Here is a 19103-nt window from a genome sequence, read left to right on the forward strand (position 1 = left end):
CCGTTCAGCGCCGATGGTAGTGTGGGGCCTCCCCATGCGAGAGTAGGACATCGTCAGGCATTAATACGCAGAGAACCCGGCCACGTGCCGGGTTTTTTGTGTGCGGCTTTTCATGTCTGCGCTTTGGGCTAGAATACGTTGATATCATGATGTTGGCTGGGTTCACGAGTTAACCCTACTATGGATCAGGTGTATATATGAAAGCACGAAGGGCGAAAGCGTTACACTATCCGTGAGCCGGAAAGGAGTCCTTTTCAGATATCTATAGGCCTTTATTTTTTGTATAGTTGTTGTACTCATTTATACCGAATTGGGTAGCATCCATGAGCACAAATACAGCGATGATTCTCTTAGCCGCCGGTACTGTTGTCATCTTTGCTTTGGGTATATATGCCATCCGGCTTCGTCGTGAGGTAAAGCGTCGTGCAGATTTTCGTAAAGAAGAAGATGCACGTGCGATCACCAACAGCCTGGAAAACCTGGATTATGTATCGACTGCTCTGGTCCAAGACCAGGTCAACATTACGGAAGGTGCCTGGCGTTGCAAGGTGTTGCTGGAAATTATTGAACCTTCACTTGTTGAGAGGCAAGAATTTCTTGCTTTCTCCGATGTTTACAGCAGAACGCAGCATTTGAAAACGCATTCCGCTCGTAAAGCGCTTTCACCGCGAGAGCGCATGCGTGAAGACAAGGAGCGCCTGAGCGTGGAAAAAGAAATGCACCAGCCAGTGATCGAAGCGGCGAGGGCTGTTATCCGTTGGCGAGCGAAGGGTGGAAAGACGCTGCATTAATGCAATATCCCATTGAAAATACATCGATGAGCTTTATGCTAGAATGGTACTGCCCGCTTTTCAGGCGGTGACGCTATTCGGGCAGATATGGCTTGAACGATACGTCTTCGGTTGCTGTTAGCCAGAGGATCGTGTGAGCGGGCTTTCCTTAGAAAAATACCAGCCCAAACAGGAAAAAAGCCAAATGGGGCGCGTATCACGCAGCCCTACGCATTGGATCAAAAAAGGAGTGTTGCATGAAAAAATCAACGACTGGTCTGCTACTCGGTTCTGCTTTGGCCGTTGGTCTTTCTGGCTGTGCTAGCTCGGCATCACAGTCCGAAGGTCAAACAGCGGGCTATGACGCGGACAAAAGCTGGTATCAACACCCGATGGTATGCGGCCTTGCCGGCAGTGTGATTGGCGGTGGCCTAGGCTATGCAACCACCAGTGAGTCTGACGAAGATAGCGGCGCGGCAATCGGTGCCACCGCCGGTGCTGCGCTGGCAGCGTATCTTTGCGCGGATAAAAGTGAAGAAGTTAAACCCCAATGCCCTGGCTATGGTGAAGTACCGGCAGGCGTTGCTGTTGATGCAGAAGGCTGCCCGCTTGACTCTGATAATGACGGCGTAGCGGACTATCGGGATCAGTGCCCCGGTACGCCGGCCGGTGTTGCCGTCGATGCCAAGGGTTGCCCGCTCGACTCTGACAACGATGGCGTAGCCGATTATCGCGACCAGTGTCCGAATACACCTGCCGGTGAGAAAGTCAACGCGCTTGGCTGCCCGGAAAATCTGGTGCTGGATGGCGTTCACTTTGAGTTTGACTCTGCCAAGCTGACGGCCGAAGCCGAACAAGAGCTGGATGATGTTGCTGAAAAGCTGGTGCATAACGCCAACGCACGTGTTCGCATTGAAGGCCATACCGATGCCGTAGGCAGCGCACGGTATAATAAAGAGCTGTCTCAGCGTCGCGCAGAATCCGTTGCCAGCTACCTGCAGTCGAACGGTGTACACCAGGACCGTATGAAGTCTGTTGGCTACGGCGAAGAGCGTCCCATCGCTACGAACGAAACACCGGCGGGGCGTGCAGAGAACCGTCGTGTCATGCTGGATGAGTGGAAATAAAGCAACGTTGTAACCTCGTCAGGTTATAGACACACTATGCATCGGACGGAGGGCCAGCGTGCCTTCCGTCTTTTGTTTATGCCATGCCAAAACTTTGCTAGGCTGCTTGCTTGCCGCGGCTTTAAGTGCCGCAACATTGCCGACAACGCCCATTGATAGCGACACGTGATCCTTGGTGTGGATCACCACTGCGCTCAAGGAAAATTGAATGCCCATAGTCACCTTGCCTGACGGTAGCCAGCGTTCACTGAATGAACCGCTGACTATTATGCAGCTGGCGGAATCCATTGGCTCAGGCCTGGCGAAAGCCTGTATTGCCGGAAAAATTGACGGCGTACTCGTGGATGCCTCGGATATTGTTGAACACGATGCTGAAGTGGCAATCGTCACCGCTCGGGATCCTGAAGGATTGGAGATAATTCGTCACACCTGTGCTCACTTAGTAGGGCATGCGGTCAAGCAGCTTTACCCGAGTGCAAAAATGGCAATCGGGCCGGTTATCGACGACGGTTTCTACTACGACATTGACTTTGCTCAGTCGATTACGCCCGATGACCTTGAGACCATCGAAGCGCGCATGCAGCTGCTGATCAAGCGGGAATATGACGTTGTACGCGAGTATGTCGATCGCGATAAGGCAATGCTGACGTTTCTGCACAGGGATGAGCCGTATAAGCAGGAAATCGTACGCGATATTCCTGAAGATACAACGATCAGGCTTTACCACCACGAAGAATATATAGACATGTGCCGCGGCCCGCACGTGCCTAATACGCGTCACCTCAAGGCTTTTAAGCTGACCAAGCTGGCCGGTGCCTACTGGCGCGGGGACGCGGACAACCCCATGCTGACGCGCATTTACGGTACGGCCTGGGGAGACAAGAAACAGCTCAAAGCCTATCTCAAGCGTCTTGAAGAAGCTGAAAAGCGCGATCACCGCAAGCTTGCGCGCAAGATGGACCTGTTTCACCTCCAGGAAGAGGCACCGGGCATGGTGTTCTGGCATCCTGGCGGCTGGAGCATGTACCGAGCGCTGGAAGATTATATGCGTGACGTCCAGATGCGGCACGGTTATCAGGAGATCAAGACGCCGCAAGTGGTTGACCTTTCGCTATGGAAGAAATCCGGACACTGGGGCCACTATAGCGAACTGATGTTTACCACCGAGTCGGAAAAGCGCGAGTATGCGGTTAAGCCGATGAACTGTCCGTGTCATGTGCAAGTGTTCAACCAAGGCTTGAAAAGCTATCGGGACCTGCCGTTGCGCCTGGCAGAGTTTGGCAGCTGCCATCGCAACGAGCCGTCGGGCTCGCTGCACGGCTTGATGCGCGTGCGCAATTTTACGCAAGACGACGCGCATATTTTCTGTACCGAGGGGCAGATCCAGTCCGAAGCCGAAGCATTTATTGCACAAACCCTGGAAGTGTATAAAACGTTGGGCTTTGACGACGTCGAGCTGAAACTGTCCACGCGCCCGGACGACTTTCTAGGTGAGGTCGCTCTTTGGGAAAAGGCGGAAAAAGGGTTGGAGGCGGCGCTTGACGCAACAGGCCTGGAATGGGAGCTGCAGCCGGGTGAGGGTGCCTTCTACGGCCCCAAAATCGAATTTTCGCTGCGGGACTGTCTCAATCGTATCTGGCAATGTGGTACGCTGCAGCTCGACTTCAATCTGCCCGGTCGGCTGGGAGCGCAGTATGTTGATGAAGGCGGCAGTCGCAAGGTGCCGGTCATGCTGCATCGCGCCATTCTGGGCTCTTTTGAGCGCTTTCTGGGTATCCTGATCGAGCACTACGCCGGTGCTATGCCGCTATGGCTGGCACCGCAGCAGGCTGTGGTCATGACGATCACCGATGCGCAGCGCGATTACGCCCTGGCATTGGAAAAACGCCTGGCAACGACGGGGCTACGGGTTAAAGCTGACTTGAGGAATGAGAAAATTGGCTTTAAAATCCGTGAGCATACGCTGCAAAAGGTTCCCTATCTCCTGGTGGTAGGAGATAAGGAAGTTGAGGCTGACTCGGTTGCCGTACGTACGCGCAACGGTGAAAATCTTGGTACAATGAGCGTTGAAGCCCTTATTCAGCGTCTTGACACTGAGAGAGCAGTTCTGACGACATCGTCAATTGCCTAAGGAGACGGAGCAATCAAGCGAAGCAACCAGCGCGGGCGCCCACAAGACAAACGCCCACCAATGAACGAGCGAATTACCGTAGACCAGGTGCGCCTCATCGACAGCAACGGTGAGCAGCTTGGCATTGTTCCTACGAGCGATGCCCTTGAGCGTGCCAACGAAGCGGGAATGGACCTCGTGCAAATTTCGAATGCCGATCCCATTGTCTGTAAGATAATGGATTACGGCAAATTCGTCTTTGAACAGAAAAAGCAGAAAGCAGCGCAAAAGAAAAAGCAAAAGCAGATCCAGGTCAAGGAAGTCAAATTCCGTCCTGGCACTGACGAAGGTGACTATCAGGTTAAGCTTAAAAACCTGATGCGCTTTCTGGAAAGTGGTGACAAGGGTAAGGTCACACTGCGCTTTCGCGGTCGCGAAATGGCGCATCAGGACATCGGCCGCAAGCTGATGGAACGAATTGCCGACGACCTCGAAGGTATCGGGTCTGTGGAGTCCTTTCCGAAAATGGAAGGGCGCCAGATGATCATGATACTTGCCCCGAAGAAGAAGTGATCCAACGGCCGGTTAAACGGGCCAGCGGCAACGCTGGCAGGCCTTGGATTTTCTAAAGAATATCGAGCGGAGCTATTCTCATGCCGAAAATCAAAACCAACAGCGGTGCTGCCAAGCGTTTCAAGAAAACCGCTAACGGTTTCAAGCACAAGCAGTCCTTTCGCAGCCACATCCTGACCAAGAAGTCGACCAAGCGTAAGCGCCAGCTGCGCGGTATGCGCCAGATTCATGACGCCGACAAGGCGTTGGTTCAGCGCATGCTGCCGAATCTGTAAACGGTTGGATCTTCAGGAAGCGCAATGCTGCGCTATCCGTCTTATAAAGTCAGGAGTGTGTTATGACTCGTGTTAAGCGTGGCGTAGTCGCCCGTCGTCGCCATAAAAAAGTATTGAAGCAGGCCAAGGGGTACTACGGTGCCCGGTCACGCGTGTTCCGCGTTGCCAAGCAGGCCGTCATCAAAGCCGGCCAGTACGCGTATCGTGACCGCCGCAATCGCAAGCGCCAATTCCGTGCGCTGTGGATTCAGCGTATCAACGCCGGCGCTCGCCAGCACGGCCTGTCGTACAGCCGTTTTGTTGGTGGCCTGAAAAAGGCCGGCGTCGAAATTGATCGTAAGGTGTTAGCCGACCTGGCTGTCCATGAAAAAGCGGCTTTTGCTGCGATTGTGGAAAAAGCCAAGGCTGCCCACTAAAACATTCGCGTTACCTGCGCGTACGCAATGTCATAGGTCTCATCACGTGACCCGTACAGGGGAAGAGCAGCCGCTCTTCCCCTGTTTTTTTGGCATTGTCGTTGCGATATTTCTGATAAACGGGCAAACGTCAAACTCGGAGTCAATCGGATGGATCATCTTCCTAGCCTGGTATCTGACGCGCGTGCCGCGATACGGGCCTCGCAAAGCGTTGCAGCACTAGAAGAATTGCGTGTCCGCTATTTGGGAAAAAAGGGCGAAATTACAGCCTTGCTCAAGGGGCTGGGTCAGCTGGCAGCGGAAGAGCGCCCCGCCGCCGGCGAGCGCATCAATCGTGCAAAGCAAGCGCTTGCAGGTGAGATCGATGAAAAGCGCCAGGAACTGGAGAAGGCTGCACTGGATGCACGGCTTGCCGCTGAAACGCTGGACGTCACGCTGCCGGGCCGCGGCCAGGTACCCGGCGGGCTGCATCCGGTAACGCGTACCCTGGAACGTATCGAAGAGCTGTTTACTCGCATCGGTTTTGACGTGGCGGTGGGGCCGGAAATCGAAGATGACTACCATAACTTTGAAGCGCTGAATATTCCGGCCCATCATCCGGCGCGCGGTATGGCGGATACGTTTTATTTTGATGCGACAAGGCTTTTGCGCACGCATACTTCGCCGGTGCAGGTGCGCACCATGGAGACCAGCACGCCGCCCGTACGAATAGTCTGCCCGGGCCGGGTATACCGCAGCGATTCGGATCTGACCCATACGCCGATGTTTCATCAAGTAGAAGGGTTGCTGGTTGATGAAGATATCAGCTTTGCCGACTTGAAGGGGACGATCGAGGATTTTCTCCACGCGTTTTTCGAGCGCGAGGACTTATCCGTTCGCTTTCGGCCGTCGTATTTTCCGTTTACCGAGCCCTCCGCGGAAGTGGACATTCAATGCGTGATATGCAGCGGCAAAGGCTGCCGCGTATGTTCTCGCAGCGGCTGGTTGGAAGTGATGGGCTGCGGCATGGTGCATCCTGCGGTATTTCGTCATTCGGGTATTGATGCCGAGCAGTTTAGCGGCTTTGCCTTTGGCATGGGCGCCGAGCGTTTGGCGATGTTGCGCTACGGCGTTAACGACTTGCGCCTGTTTTTCGATAACGATCTGCGCTTTTTGCGGCAGTTTGCCTGAGTCTTGCGCTAAATACGGGATAGAACATGAAGTTTTCTGAACAGTGGCTGCGTGAGTGGGTGTCTCCGCGGCTTGATACGCAGGCCATGGCGGATCAAGCCACCATGGCGGGGCTGGAAGTCGATGCGATCGAACCGGTTGCCAAGGCTTTTACCGGCGTTGTTGTCGCCGAAATCTTGACCCGGGAGCCGCATCCCAACGCTGACAAGCTAAGTGTTTGCACCGTCGACGATGGTTCGCCGGCGCCTGTGCAGGTGGTATGTGGCGCACCCAACGTGGCGGCGGGGCAGAAAGTGCCCTTTGCCCGCGTAGGAGGCATGCTGCCCGGCGATTTCAAGATTAAAAAGGCAAAGCTGCGCGGTGTGGAATCAAACGGGATGATTTGCGCGGAGTCCGAGCTGGGGCTGGCAGAAGAGGCTTCACCGGGCATTATGGTATTGCCGGCGACGTCTTCGGTGGGTGAAGATTTTCGCCGCTATATGGCACTCGATGACAATGCGATCGATATTGACCTGACGCCCAATCGCGGTGACTGCCTGAGCCTGAAAGGCCTGGCGCGAGAGCTCGGCGCTCTTAATCGCCTGGCGGTAGAGACACCCGATACGTCGCCGGTGCCGGTCGGCCACGATACGGTGCTACCGGTTGATATTGCATCGCCGGAGCATTGTCCCCGCTATGTCGGGCGTGTTATCCACGGCGTCAACGTAAATGTCGAAACACCGCTATGGATGACAGAGCGTCTTCGGCGTAGCGGCATCCGTGCGATTGATCCGGTCGTAGACGTCACCAACTATGTCATGGTTGAGCTGGGTCAGCCGCTGCACGCCTTTGATCGCGACAATCTTGACGGCGGCATTGTCGTGCGCAAGGCGCAAGAGGGCGAGCGTTTGACGCTGCTCGACGGCCAGGAAATTTCGCTGCGTCCGGAAACGCTGCTCATTGCCGATCATCAAAAGCCGCTGGCCGTTGCCGGTGTGATGGGCGGGGAAGGCTCAGGCGTGAGTGCGTCAACGCGTACGATTTTTCTTGAATCGGCGTTTTTCACCCCGCTGGCGATCGCCGGCCAGGCACGCTCTTACGGGCTGCATACCGAAGCCTCCCACCGCTTTGAGCGCGGCGTGGACCCTCAACTGACCGCAACCGCGATTGAGCGGGCCTCAGCGCTGCTGCTGGCTATTTGCGGCGGTGAAGCCGGGCCGCTTACCGAAGTGGTCAGCGACGTGCACTGTCCGGATACTCGGCGTATTACGCTGCGCGCTCGGCGGTTGGAAAAAGTGCTGGGCAAGACACTGGATGCGGGTGATGTGGAAGATATTCTCGCCCGGCTGGGATTTGATGTGGCGGCAACGGCCGACGGCTGGGACGTGACCGCGCCCAGCTGGCGTTTTGATGCGGCGATCGAAGAAGACCTGATTGAAGAAGTAGCGCGCATTCACGGATACAACAATTTGCCGGTACGACGCCCGGCGATGCGCCTCGCCCTGCGCCCGGATAACGAGGCCGGAGTCAGCCAGGCCCAGCTGCGCCGGCAGATGGTGGCGCGGGGCTATCAGGAAGCCATAACCTATAGCTTTGTGGCCCCAGAGCTGCAGCAGGCGATGCTGCCCAATGCGGTAGCGCCTGCGTTGGCCAATCCGATTTCCAGCGATCTGTCGGTTATGCGGGCCAGTTTGCTCCCCGGACTGGTGCGAGCTGTGGACTATAACCTCAAACGCCAGCAGTCTCGGGTACGGCTTTTTGAAACGGGGCTGGTGTTCAACGGCCACCTGGATAACTTGAGCCAAACACCGATGCTCGGTGCGCTGGCCTGCGGCTTACGCTATCCGGAAGGCTGGAGCAGCGCGGCCAAGCCGCTGGACTTTTACGATGTCAAAGGCGACTTGGAGAGCCTTTTTGCTCTGGGCGGCAGCCCGCAGGATTGGCGTATGCAATCCGGCAAGCATCCGTCGCTGCACCCGGGGCAGTGCGCGCAGATTTTCTACCGGGGTAAGCATGCCGGCTGGCTGGGCACGCTACATCCCGAGGTTTCCCGTCAGGTAGGGCTTAAAACCGAAGCGGTCGGGTTTGAAGTCAGCCTTGAAGCGCTGAGTGAAGGGCGCGTGCCTGCGTTCAGGCCGCTATCGCGCTATCCCGAAGTGCGCCGTGATCTGGCCTTTCGCGTTGCCGATGGCGTGCCGGTACAGTCGCTTTTGGATACTGCCAGAGAGAACGCCGGTGACTGTTTAAGAGAGATACGTCTGTTTGACGTGTACGCCGGGCAAGGCGTGGCCCAGGGCTACAAGAGTGTCGCTCTGGGCTTGACCTGGCAGCATCCATCGCGCACGCTAAATGACGATGAAATCAATCAGTTGGTGGATTCAATCGTTGAGCAGATCAAGCGTGAATTTAATGCCGAGCTGCGCGGCTAATTGAGTCCGCCGCCGCAAGCCGGCGCCAGTCGAGAAAAGGCGCCGGCGGGAGGATAGGCTTTATGAGTGCATTGACCAAAGCAGCGCTGGCTGAGCATCTGCATAGCGAACTGGCACTGTCGAAGCGCGAAGCCAAAGCAGTGGTGGAAACCTTCTTTGAAGAAATTCGCGGCTGCCTGAGGGAAAACGAACAGGTCAAACTGTCGGGATTTGGCAACTTTGAACTGCGCGACAAGCGTGAAAGGCCCGGTCGCAACCCTAAAACCGGGGAAGAAATCCCGATTTCCGCTCGCCGGGTGGTAACCTTTCGCCCCGGGCAGAAGCTCAAGCAGCAGGTCGAAGAGCTCACGGCGAAAAAGCGTTCGGATAAAGACGCCTGAAGCCGCCGTTTTTTTCACGGGCCGCTTTTTGTCACGGGGAATGCCGCCAGGCATTCCCCGTCCTGCGAGGGTGTCCTTCGGCGCCGGCTTTTTCGGGTATTATTTGGCCGCTTTTAGGGCCGTCTCGTCTGATTGCCCGGCAAGCATCTTGCGTAAAAAAGCGCGGGTGCGCGGATCCTGCGGCGCGCTGAACAGCTGCGATGGCGGGCCCTGCTCAACAATGCGTCCGCTTTCCATGAAGATAACTCGGTCGGCCACGTCGCGGGCAAAGTTCATCTCGTGGGTGACCACCAGCATGGTCTGCCGCTCGGCGGCCAGCTGTTTCATCAGTTCCAGGACTTCTTCCACCCACTCGGGGTCTAGCGAAGAGGTGGGCTCATCAAAGAGAATGACGTCGGCTCGCGCGGCCATGGCTCGCCCGATGCCGACGCGCTGCTGCTGCCCACCGGACAGGGAGGCCGGATAGGCATCGCCCTTGTCGGCCAGCCCGATACGCTCGAGAATGTCACGCGCACGGGCATGGGCTTTGTGTCTGGGCCAGCGATGAACCACGAGCAGACCTTCGGCGATATTTTCCAGCGCTGTCTTGTTGGCAAACAGCGCATAGTTCTGAAAGACAAAGGCCGTGCGTCGCCTGACCGCAAGTATCGAACGCGCGCTGGCCGTCGCTACGTCCATGTCGAGATCATTCAGTACAAGGTGCCCGGCGTCGGGGCGTTCGAGAAAATTCAAACAGCGCAGCAGCGTTGACTTTCCGGTGCCCGAAGGGCCGATCACCACGATGATCTCGCCCCGGGCAATATCCATGTCGATGCCGTCGAGGACTGCGGCGCCGCCGAAGCGCTTGACGAGGTTGGTTATCCGAATCATCGGCGATATGCCTTGTTGAGTCGATGTTCCAGCCGCCGCTGGCACCAGGCCAGCAGTTCGACCACGGCCCAGTAGATTACCGCTGCCACAATAAAGGCTTCGAAATACAAAAAGCTGCCCGCAGCCTCTTTTTGCGTTGCTCCCATCAGCTCCGTCACGCCCAGCGTGAAAGCCAGCGAGGTGGCCTTGATCATGTCGATGAAGTAGTTCATCAGCGTGGGTACCGCAATACGCGTGGCTTGGGGTAGTACGATGCGCCTCATCAGCTGGCCCTGGGTCATGCCGATGGACAGCGCTGCCTCGGTCTGGCTGCGATCCACCCCGACAATGGCGGCGCGAATCGATTCGGCCATATAGGCAGAAAAATGCAGCGTCAGCCCCATGACGGTAGCCGTTATGCCGTTAATGGTGGTCAGCACCGACATGACCTGGGGCAGGCCGTAGTAGAACAGGAAAAGCTGGACAAGCAGCGGCGTGCCACGAAAAAACGAGATGAACAGCAGCGTTGCTATGTTAAGCACCGGCAGGCGCAACACGCGAATGACGGCCAGTCCGGCGGCCAGCGACAGCGCCAGCACCATTCCCGCGGCGGCCATGCCCAGCGTCAGGGGCAGGTAGCGCAGCAGGATCGGCACCAGCTCGAGCATGTAGGGAACGTCAAGCAGGTTCATGAAAAATCAACGTTCCCTCAGGGGCGGGTAATATCATTGCCGAACCAGCGCTTGGATATGTCGCTGAGCCTGCCGGACTTGCGAAGTTTTTCCAGAGCGCTGTCGACCCGATCGCGCAGCGTGCGGCCGGCCGGCGTGTCGCGGAAGGGCAGGGCATTACGCAGTTTGGAAAACGGCTTGCCGGCTAGCGCCAGGGGGAGCGGTTTTTCCTGGATGACCTGGCTTGCGCTGATCCGGTCCATAACAAAGGCATCCACGCGGCCCAGCGCCGTATCCTGCTCGATGTTGCTTTCGTAGGTGCGAATCTCGATGTCGTCGGCGTAGGGCAGCTCGCGCAGCAGCTGTTCATAGTTGGAGCCAAGGTTGACGGCCACGGTTTTGCCGGCCAGATCCTCGACGCCCTTGATCTCTTCATTGCCGCGCTTTACTACCACCTGAGCGCCGTCATACACGTAGGGCGCGGAAAACAGATATTTCTGCTGGCGTTCATCGGTGATGGTGATCTGGTTGGCAATGGTATCCACGCGCCCCGACTCGAGCATGCCAAACAGTCCCGAAAAGCTGGCGGTGACGAACTCAACGTCGGTATCCATTTGTTGGGCAACGGCGCGCATGACATCGACTTCAAAGCCCTGCAGCGTGTCTTTTTCGACAAACGTGAAGGGGAAGTAGCTGCCCGACATGCCGACCTTCAGCACGTCATCGTCAGCGTGAGCAGTACCGGCCAGCGCCAGGGCGGTGGAGGCCAGCAGGGGAAGCAGGCTAAAGGTTCGCAGCATGAGTACTCCAGCAATTCATTTCTATTTATATTCTTTTCAGGAATCAAAGTGGTTTTTCTTATTCCTGAGCTAGAGGGACGATAAAGGAAAGTGCTTCCGCCGCCAACAGGTCGGCGTGAAAAATGCCGGATTCGCGCGCTGCGTCGGTGCGGTCAGCCCAAGCCGCCTTCAAGGATCCAGGTGATCACCACCTTGAGCACGTAGCCGAACATCCCCGCCCCCAGCACGATAAACAGCATAATCGTGCCAAAGCGGCCGGCGTTGGATTTCTTGGCGAGATCAAAAATGATAAAACACATAAAAACGATCAGCCCGCCAATCATCAGCGGTGTGATCCAGGCTTCGAATGTCTGCTGTAAAGTGGGTTCCATTGGTAACCTCGGCTGGGGTGCATTGCCCGGGCGGACGTGCGCCAACGAATATCAACGTGCTAATATTTGACCAAATTTATCGGGTATTTGTCGACGTTTGCCGCGGAAACATCGGCAAAAGAGGCCATCAGAAGGAGAGACTTGCTACATGTCGCAGCTTACTATTGTGGTTGGCACTATGTACGGTGGTGCGCTGGACGTGGCCGAACAGGTCATGCCGCTGTTTGAAAACGCCGGGTACAGCGTCGAGATTACCGAGCAGGCCACCCCGGCCATGCTGACAGCTCAGGATACGGCGCTGGTGCTGTTTTGCGTTTCTACCACCGGCAGCGGCGACTTCCCCGGTAACTTTGTGCCCTTTGCGCGCGCGCTTGAGGAGCAGAGCCCGTCACTTGACGGGCTGCGCTACGGGCTTATCGCCCTGGGTGACAGCTCCTACGGAGAGACGTTTTGCGGTGCCGGGCGTACGCTGGATGCGCTGCTGGAAAGCTTGGGCGCTACGCGGCTGGGCGAGCGTCTTGAAGTGGACGCCATGGAGACCTTCATGGCCGATGATGCCGCCGTGCCCTGGGTAGAACAATGGATTGAACAACACCGGCTCAAGGTGGCGTGATGATCAAGCAGACGGCATCGCCGGAGCGCATCAGTCTTGGCGTGGGGCTATGCGCAATTATGCTGGCAGCGCTGCCGCGCTATATAGCCGGCGGCCATGAAACGCGCCAAACGCTGGTGCTGCTGGGTGCCGCCGCCATTGCCGCGGTAATGGCGGTGCAGTGGCGCTGGTTGGATAAAGCCGGCAGGCAGCGTCTGCCGCGGCTTTTACTGCGCCTGGCCGGCCTGTTGGCGCTGGGGCTGGCGTTGGTGTTCAGCGGATACTCGCTTTTCGGCACCGCTCACAGCTGGGCGGTTAGCCTGTCTCACGGTGCTACGCTCGGGCTGTTACTGTATGCGGTAACGCTATGGCGCCGTTAACACTTTGCATATATTTCCAGCGGGTAGCATGCGTGCTTCTACGCCGGGGCAAACCGAGGCGCGTGCAGCCAGTCGATAAAGCTTTCGGCAGGTACAGGGCGTGCAGCATAAAACCCCTGCACCAGATCGATGGCGTAGCGCCCCAGCTCATCCCATTGACGGCGCGTTTCTACGCCTTCGGCGACGACGGTCAATCCAAGCTCACGCGCAAGGCTTGCAATGGCGGCGATAATCGCGCGGCTGCTGCGGGTTTGGCTATCCAGCGCGGTGATGAAGCTACGGTCAATTTTCAGACTGTAGGCCGGAATATTTTGTAGATAGCTCAGTGAAGAATAGCCGGTGCCGAAATCGTCCAGAGAAATACGAAAGCCGCTATCGCTCAACGACTGCAAAACGGCCAGGCCCTGGGCGTGCCTGTCCAGCAGTATGCTTTCGGTCAGTTCAAAAATGATCAGGCGAGGCGAGAGACCGGCGTCCTGCAGTTTTTGGCGGACGCCGGCGGCAAAGCCGGTCTGCCAGAACTGTGCCGCGGACAGGTTGATCGCTATGGGCACCGGCGTCAGCCCTTGTTGTTGCCAGCGCTTCATGTCGTCAATCACGCATTCCAGCACTCTATTGCCCAGCGGCAGGATAAGCCCCGAGCGCTCTGCCAACGGAATGAATTCGCCCGGTGAAATGAGGCCGCGCACCGGATGCTCCCACCGGACCAGCGCTTCAGCGCTGCAAAGACAGCCGCTGTGTCGGCTAAACAACGGCTGGTAGTGCATCACCAAGCCGCTGCCGTCTTCCAGCATATCGCGTAGCTGTGTCTCCAGGGCCAGGCTATCCTGCGCCTGGATGTCCATTTCCGGGCGATACAAGCGGTAGGTGTTGCGTCCTTCATGCTTGGCCCGATACATCGCTGCATCCGCACTTTGAATCAGCGCCTCGGCCGTTGTGCCATCCTCGGGATACAGGCTAATGCCCAGGCTGCAGCCAATGCGAAAAGTGTGGCGTTCGATGCAAAAAGGGGCGCTTACGGTATCAATCAGGCGCTGGGCAATACGGATGGCTTCGGCAAAGCCGCTGACGCTGGGCAGCAGGGCGATAAACTCATCTCCGCCAAGGCGTGCCAGGGTGTCGTCTTCACGCAGCTTTTTGCCCATACGTTCGGCGGTCTGGAGCAGCAGCTCATCGCCAAGGGCGTGCCCCAGCGTGTCGTTAACCTGCTTGAAATGATCCAGATCGATAAAAATGACCGCCAGCGCTTCCTGGGCACGGTGCGCATGGCGAACGGCCAGTTTGATACGGTCGACCAACAGCCGGCGGTTGGGCAGCCGTGTAAGCGCATCGTAATAAGCCAGGTGGCGAATTTGCTCTTCATTTTCACGAATATGGGTGATGTCGGCGAAAAGGCCGGCGTAGTTTTGCACGTTGCCCTGTTCGTTATAAATAGCCGTAATAGTGAGCAGTTCAAGATAAAGCTCCCCGGACTTTTTACGATTCCACACTTCGCCGCGCCAAAAGCCGTGCTGTTTCAGCGTCTGCCACATCTTTTGATAAAACGCGGCGTCCTGCCGCCCGGAGGATAATACGCCAGGGTTGCGCCCGGTCACGTCTTCCAGCGTATAGCCCGTCAGGTGGGTAAACGCTGGGTTGACGAACTCGATGCGCACGTTCGGGTCGGTAATGATGATGCCTTCAAGCGAGGAATCGATAACCTTTTCCGCCAGCTGCAGGTGCTGGTGCGAACGGGCCAGCGCTGAGTCGCGCTGCTCCAGCGCCTCGCGTAAATCCTTGAGATAGTACTGCTCGGCGCCGGCCAGCATATCGCGAAAGCCAAGCAGCCCGCTGATCCGCTGGCTGTCATCAAGCACCGCTAAATGGCGGATACGATGATTGATCAGCAGGTCGCGGGCCTTTAGCAGCGGGGCGTTTTGCTCAACGGTCAATAGCGGCCGGCTGGCCAAGGCGGCAATCGGCGTATTGCCCGGATGTTGGGCAATAAAACGCACCAGATCACGCTCGGTCAGAATGCCCAAAGAGGCGTCGCTGCACAGCACAATGGCCGCTTCGTAGGCTTGGTGGTGCATCGCCTGCGCGGCATCGGCCAGCAGCATGCTGCCGGGCAGCGTGAGAGGGCGGGTGCGCATGGCCGCGTGCACTTCCCGTAGCTTTAGATAGGGCTCAAGCCCTTGGTTCAGCGCGATATCCGTTTGCGATATGATGCCTACCGGGCTATCGCCGTCGACGACCAGCAGATGGCGATAGCCCATCGCCTTGATCAGTATCGCGGCTTCGCCCAGCGATTCGTCAGCGCTGATCGTGGCCACTGGCTGACTCATGCATTCGGCGATCGGGCGGTGTACGGCGGCTGCGTCACGAAAATCGACGGCGAGAGCGTCGTGTTCTGTCCAGATGCCGACGGGCGCATCGTGCTCGACCACAAGAATGGCACTGCAGCAGCGCGCCGCCATGCGCTTGGCCGCTTCGTTCAGCGGTGTCTGAGGCGCGCATTCAAGCAGGCCGGTTTGCATGATGCGCGAGATAGAAAGCTCTTGATTCATAAGTGCCGCACTGGTCTATGCCCAATATGGATTCGTACATTACGGTTGGTTTTCAAGCTTATCATGTCTGCCCGTTTTCCCGTGTCGTTCTGACAAAAAGCCCTTAATGCTTGTGACAGGGTTGCATTATGCCACCAGGCCCCCATCATTACGCGCAAGGCGCTTGCCAGCCTGCGCCGGGATTCTTAAAATTGATCCCTGATTTTTTATTGCGAATACCCATCGCCCAGCCGCTAGAGGACAGTTCATGCAAGTTTCCGTCGAGACGACCTCCCCGATCGAACGCCGTCTTACCATCCAGGTGCCGGCTGCCGAAATCGACGAGGCCGTAAGTGCGCGCCTGAAAGACACCGCGAAGACCGCGCGCCTGAATGGTTTTCGCCAGGGTCGCGTGCCGATGTCCGTTGTCCAGAAGCGCTACGGCCCGAGCGTGCGCAACGACGTTGTGGGCGAAGTCATGCGCGAGCGCTATGTCCGCGCCATCACGGATGAGGCACTGAATCCGGCAGGCTACCCGTCCATTGATCCGACCGTTAACGAAGCCGGCCAGGATCTGGAATTCGTCGCCACCATGGAGGTATATCCTGAGGTGGAGCTGGCCTCCATTGAGGGCACCGACGTTGAGCGTCCGGTGGTTGAGATCGCCGAGGCAGACGTTGAAGAGATGATTGAAACGCTGCGCAAACAGCACGCCGACTGGCAGGTTGTCGAGCGCGCCGCCGCCGACGGCGATCAGGTCAAGATCGACTTTCAGGGATTCATCGACGATGAGCCGTTTGACGGCGGCAGCGCCGAAGGCCACGAACTGGTGCTGGGCTCCAACAGCTTCATCCCCGGCTTTGAAGAGCAGCTGGAAGGCGCGAAGGCAGGCGATGAAAAGACGGTGAAAGTCACCTTCCCGGAAGACTACCAGGCAGAGCACCTGGCCGGTAAGGAAGCCTCCTTCAAAGTCAAGGTGCACGAGGTTAAAGCCCAGGTGCTGCCGGACGTTGACGCTACGTTTATCGAGCGTTTCGGCGTGGAAAGCGGAGATGTCGCCGAGTTTCGCGCAGAAGTGAAGAAGAACATGAGCCGCGAAGCCGAACAGGCCGTGGACAATCGTGTCAAGCAGCAGGTGCTTGATGCGCTCAAGGCCGCCAACGATATCCCCGTGCCAAGCGCGCTTGTACAGCAGGAAGTTGATGGCATGAAACGCCAGGCGGCACAGCAGTTTGGCCTTGGCGAAGACTTCGACGTCAGCCAGCTGCCCAACGAGCTTTTTGAAGAGCAGGCGAAAGGCCGGGTTCAGGTAGGGCTGCTGCTGGCAGAGGTCATCAAGCAAAATGAGCTCGACGCCAGCGACGACGATATCAAGGCCAAGGTAGAAGAGCTTGCCGGGCAGTATCAGGATCCCCAGGAAGTCGTTGACTACTACATGGGCAACGAACAGCTGAAAACCCAGGTAAAATCCGCGATTCTGGAAGAAAAAGCCGTTGCGAAGCTTCTGGAACAGGCGCAGGTGCGCGATGTCAACATGAGCTACCAGCAGGCGCTCGCCGCCGCTCAGCAGCAGGCTGAGCAGCGCGAGGAAGACGGCGCTGATGAAGAAAGCGCCAACGCCTAGCGTCTGCTGACCCTACGCGGCGCGCTGCCTGGCGGCGCGCCTCTCCCTGACCGGACGCAAGGAATCACCCAAATGAGTGAGTTGGATATTCAAAACGCCGGTGGCCTGGTGCCCATGGTGGTTGAACAAAGCGCCAAAGGGGAAAGATCCTACGATATTTATTCGCGCCTGCTCAAAGAGCGCGTGATTTTCATGGTGGGGCCGGTGGAAGACTACACCGCCAACCTGATCGTGGCTCAGCTATTGTTTTTGGAATCGGAAAATCCGGACAAGGATATACACCTTTACATCAATTCACCGGGCGGCTCGGTCACCGCGGGCATGTCGATCTACGACACCATGCAGTTTATCAAGCCCGATGTGTCTACGGTGTGCATCGGCCAGGCGGCGAGCATGGGCGCGCTGCTGCTGGCCGGCGGGGCGGCGGACAAGCGCTTTTGCTTGCCCAACTCACGGATGATGATTCATCAGCCGTTGGGCGGCTATCAAGGCCAGGCATCGGATATCGAAATCCACACCCGTGAAATTCTCGGCATCCGTGATCGCCTCAACCAGATACTGGCGCATCATACCGGGCAAAACATCGATACGGTGGCGCGCGATACCGACCGCGACAATTTCATGACTGCCGAACAGGCCAGAGACTACGGCCTGATCGACGCAGTGCTGGATAAGCGGCCGACATCCTGATAGCGTGATGAACCCGCTTTATCAACGAGCTTTTTCGGCGGCTTTTGCCGCCGCAGTGTAAGAGGTACGCCAATGGCCGACGGCAAAGGCAAGGACGAAGAAGGCAAGCTGCTGTATTGCTCGTTCTGCGGCAAAAACCAGAACGAAGTACGCAAGCTGATTGCCGGTCCGTCCGTGTATATCTGCGATGAATGCGTTGACCTGTGCAACGACATTATTCGCGAGGAAGTTCTCGAAGCCGATGCCGAGAGCGACGAAGAGCGTCTGCCGACGCCTCGCGAGATTCGCTACACGCTTGACGACTATGTCATCGGGCAGGATCGCGCCAAGATGGTTCTGTCCGTCGCGGTGTATAACCACTACAAGCGGTTGAAATCCGAAGTAACGGAAAGCGATGTTGAGCTGGGTAAATCCAACATCCTGCTGATTGGCCCGACAGGCAGCGGCAAGACACTGCTCGCCGAAACCATGGCACGGCTGTTGAACGTACCCTTTACCATTGCCGATGCGACCACGCTGACGGAAGCCGGCTATGTGGGCGAGGACGTTGAAAACATTATCCAAAAGCTGCTGCAAAAGTGCGACTACGACGTCGAAAAGGCAGAGCGTGGCATTGTTTATATTGACGAAATCGACAAGATTTCGCGCAAGTCCGACAACCCGTCGATTACCCGCGACGTCTCCGGCGAAGGCGTGCAGCAGGCGCTGCTCAAGCTGATCGAGGGGACTACGGCCTCGATACCGCCCCAGGGCGGGCGCAAACATCCGCAGCAGGAGTTTGTACAGGTCAACACGGCGAATATGCTGTTTATCGTTGGCGGTGCCTTTGCCGGTCTGGACAAGGTCATCAGCGACCGTTCCGACAAGGCGGGCATCGGCTTTAATGCCAGCGTCAAGAGCAAGGATACCGAGCGCGGCGTAGGCGAGGTGCTGGCTGACGTTGAGCCCGATGACCTGGTCAAGTTCGGCCTGATCCCTGAATTCGTCGGGCGCCTGCCGGTGATCGCTACGCTGACCGAGCTGACTGAAGATGCGCTGATTCAGATTCTGACCGAGCCCAAGAACTCGCTGATCAAGCAGTACGTCAAACTGTTCGAGATGGAAGGCGTCACCCTTGAGTTTCGCGAAGACGCGCTGCGCGCCGTTGCCGGCAATGCCATGGCGCGCAAGACCGGCGCCCGCGGGCTGCGCTCCATTCTGGAGTCTGTTCTGCTCGATACGATGTATGACATTCCGTCGCTCGACGGTGTCAGCAAGGTCGTGATTGACGCATCGGTTATCGCCAAGGAAAGCGAGCCGCTGCTGATCTATGCCCAGCAGCAGGAACCGACCCGCAGCGACGGCACGGATGGCTGACGTGCTTTTGTGCCGG

Annotated in this window: 19 protein-coding genes; 14 read left to right on the forward strand and 5 right to left on the reverse strand. The window is 57.3% G+C overall.

Features of this window, described 5'->3' with window-relative positions:
• The first annotated feature begins 323 nt into the window (after positions 1–323).
• From ABD654_RS01455 to ABD654_RS01495, 9 genes are all read left to right on the forward strand, one after another.
• Positions 324–791, forward strand: a complete 468-nt coding sequence (locus tag ABD654_RS01455; RefSeq protein ID WP_344701566.1) for a DUF2489 domain-containing protein — start codon at positions 324–326, stop codon at positions 789–791.
• A gap of 236 nt (positions 792–1027) precedes the next feature.
• Positions 1028–1897, forward strand: a complete 870-nt coding sequence (locus ABD654_RS01460; RefSeq protein WP_344701568.1) for an OmpA family protein — start codon at positions 1028–1030, stop codon at positions 1895–1897.
• Between the two features lie 208 nt (positions 1898–2105).
• Positions 2106–4028, forward strand: coding sequence for a threonine--tRNA ligase (thrS, locus tag ABD654_RS01465; protein ID WP_344701570.1), 1923 nt, complete (start codon positions 2106–2108; stop codon positions 4026–4028).
• Between the two features lie 12 nt (positions 4029–4040).
• Complete coding sequence (infC, locus tag ABD654_RS01470) at positions 4041–4580, forward strand: translation initiation factor IF-3 (protein WP_344701633.1); 540 nt, start codon at positions 4041–4043, stop codon at positions 4578–4580.
• A gap of 80 nt (positions 4581–4660) precedes the next feature.
• On the forward strand, positions 4661–4855 hold the full coding sequence (gene rpmI, locus ABD654_RS01475; RefSeq protein WP_344701572.1) for a 50S ribosomal protein L35: 195 nt from the start codon (positions 4661–4663) through the stop codon (positions 4853–4855).
• Positions 4856–4917: 62 nt separating this feature from the next.
• A complete protein-coding gene (rplT, locus tag ABD654_RS01480) occupies positions 4918–5271 on the forward strand; it encodes a 50S ribosomal protein L20 (RefSeq protein WP_344701574.1) in 354 nt (117 codons plus the stop codon).
• 150 nt (positions 5272–5421) lie between these two features.
• Complete coding sequence (gene pheS / locus ABD654_RS01485) at positions 5422–6441, forward strand: phenylalanine--tRNA ligase subunit alpha (RefSeq protein WP_344701576.1); 1020 nt, start codon at positions 5422–5424, stop codon at positions 6439–6441.
• Positions 6442–6467: 26 nt separating this feature from the next.
• The gene (gene pheT, locus ABD654_RS01490) at positions 6468–8849 is read left to right on the forward strand and encodes a phenylalanine--tRNA ligase subunit beta (protein WP_344701578.1); all 2382 of its coding nucleotides are present in this window, start codon (positions 6468–6470) and stop codon (positions 8847–8849) included.
• Between the two features lie 62 nt (positions 8850–8911).
• Positions 8912–9229, forward strand: a complete 318-nt coding sequence (locus ABD654_RS01495) for an integration host factor subunit alpha (RefSeq protein WP_344701580.1) — start codon at positions 8912–8914, stop codon at positions 9227–9229.
• A 99-nt stretch (positions 9230–9328) separates the two neighbouring features.
• Here the strand turns inward: ABD654_RS01495 and ABD654_RS01500 are convergent, their stop codons facing one another.
• The 4 genes from ABD654_RS01500 to ABD654_RS01515 all read right to left on the reverse strand — a co-directional run bounded on the left by ABD654_RS01500 (position 9329) and on the right by ABD654_RS01515 (position 11920).
• The gene (locus tag ABD654_RS01500) at positions 9329–10099 is read right to left on the reverse strand and encodes an amino acid ABC transporter ATP-binding protein (RefSeq protein WP_344701582.1); all 771 of its coding nucleotides are present in this window, start codon (positions 10097–10099) and stop codon (positions 9329–9331) included.
• Positions 10096–10770, reverse strand: a complete 675-nt coding sequence (locus ABD654_RS01505) for an amino acid ABC transporter permease (protein WP_344701584.1) — start codon at positions 10768–10770, stop codon at positions 10096–10098. Before ABD654_RS01505 ends, ABD654_RS01500 begins: the two co-directional genes overlap by 4 nt.
• Before the next feature lie 17 nt (positions 10771–10787).
• A complete protein-coding gene (locus ABD654_RS01510; protein WP_344701586.1) occupies positions 10788–11549 on the reverse strand; it encodes an amino acid ABC transporter substrate-binding protein in 762 nt (253 codons plus the stop codon).
• A 152-nt stretch (positions 11550–11701) separates the two neighbouring features.
• On the reverse strand, positions 11702–11920 hold the full coding sequence (locus ABD654_RS01515; protein ID WP_344701588.1) for a DUF2788 domain-containing protein: 219 nt from the start codon (positions 11918–11920) through the stop codon (positions 11702–11704).
• Between the two features lie 148 nt (positions 11921–12068).
• Here ABD654_RS01515 and ABD654_RS01520 point away from each other — a divergent pair, with 148 nt between their 5' ends.
• Together ABD654_RS01520 and ABD654_RS01525 are read left to right on the forward strand one after the other, a co-directional pair.
• Entirely contained in the window at positions 12069–12533 is a 465-nt protein-coding gene (locus tag ABD654_RS01520) for a flavodoxin domain-containing protein (protein ID WP_344701590.1), read from the forward strand.
• Complete coding sequence (locus ABD654_RS01525) at positions 12533–12892, forward strand: hypothetical protein (protein ID WP_344701592.1); 360 nt, start codon at positions 12533–12535, stop codon at positions 12890–12892. Before ABD654_RS01520 ends, ABD654_RS01525 begins: the two co-directional genes overlap by 1 nt.
• Before the next feature lie 38 nt (positions 12893–12930).
• Here the strand turns inward: ABD654_RS01525 and ABD654_RS01530 are convergent, their stop codons facing one another.
• On the reverse strand, positions 12931–15438 hold the full coding sequence (locus ABD654_RS01530; protein WP_344701594.1) for an EAL domain-containing protein: 2508 nt from the start codon (positions 15436–15438) through the stop codon (positions 12931–12933).
• Between the two features lie 247 nt (positions 15439–15685).
• Here ABD654_RS01530 and tig point away from each other — a divergent pair, with 247 nt between their 5' ends.
• The 3 genes from tig (at position 15686) to clpX (ending at position 19087) form a co-directional block, all read left to right on the forward strand.
• Positions 15686–17041, forward strand: coding sequence for a trigger factor (gene tig / locus ABD654_RS01535; protein ID WP_344701596.1), 1356 nt, complete (start codon positions 15686–15688; stop codon positions 17039–17041).
• A gap of 72 nt (positions 17042–17113) precedes the next feature.
• Entirely contained in the window at positions 17114–17731 is a 618-nt protein-coding gene (gene clpP, locus ABD654_RS01540) for an ATP-dependent Clp endopeptidase proteolytic subunit ClpP (protein ID WP_344701598.1), read from the forward strand.
• 72 nt (positions 17732–17803) lie between these two features.
• Positions 17804–19087, forward strand: a complete 1284-nt coding sequence (clpX, locus tag ABD654_RS01545; protein ID WP_344701600.1) for an ATP-dependent Clp protease ATP-binding subunit ClpX — start codon at positions 17804–17806, stop codon at positions 19085–19087.
• The last annotated feature ends 16 nt before the right edge of the window (positions 19088–19103 follow it).

Origin of the sequence: Halomonas cibimaris (assembly GCF_039537045.1) — a bacterium.
In the GTDB taxonomy this organism is placed as follows: domain Bacteria; phylum Pseudomonadota; class Gammaproteobacteria; order Pseudomonadales; family Halomonadaceae; genus Vreelandella; species Vreelandella cibimaris.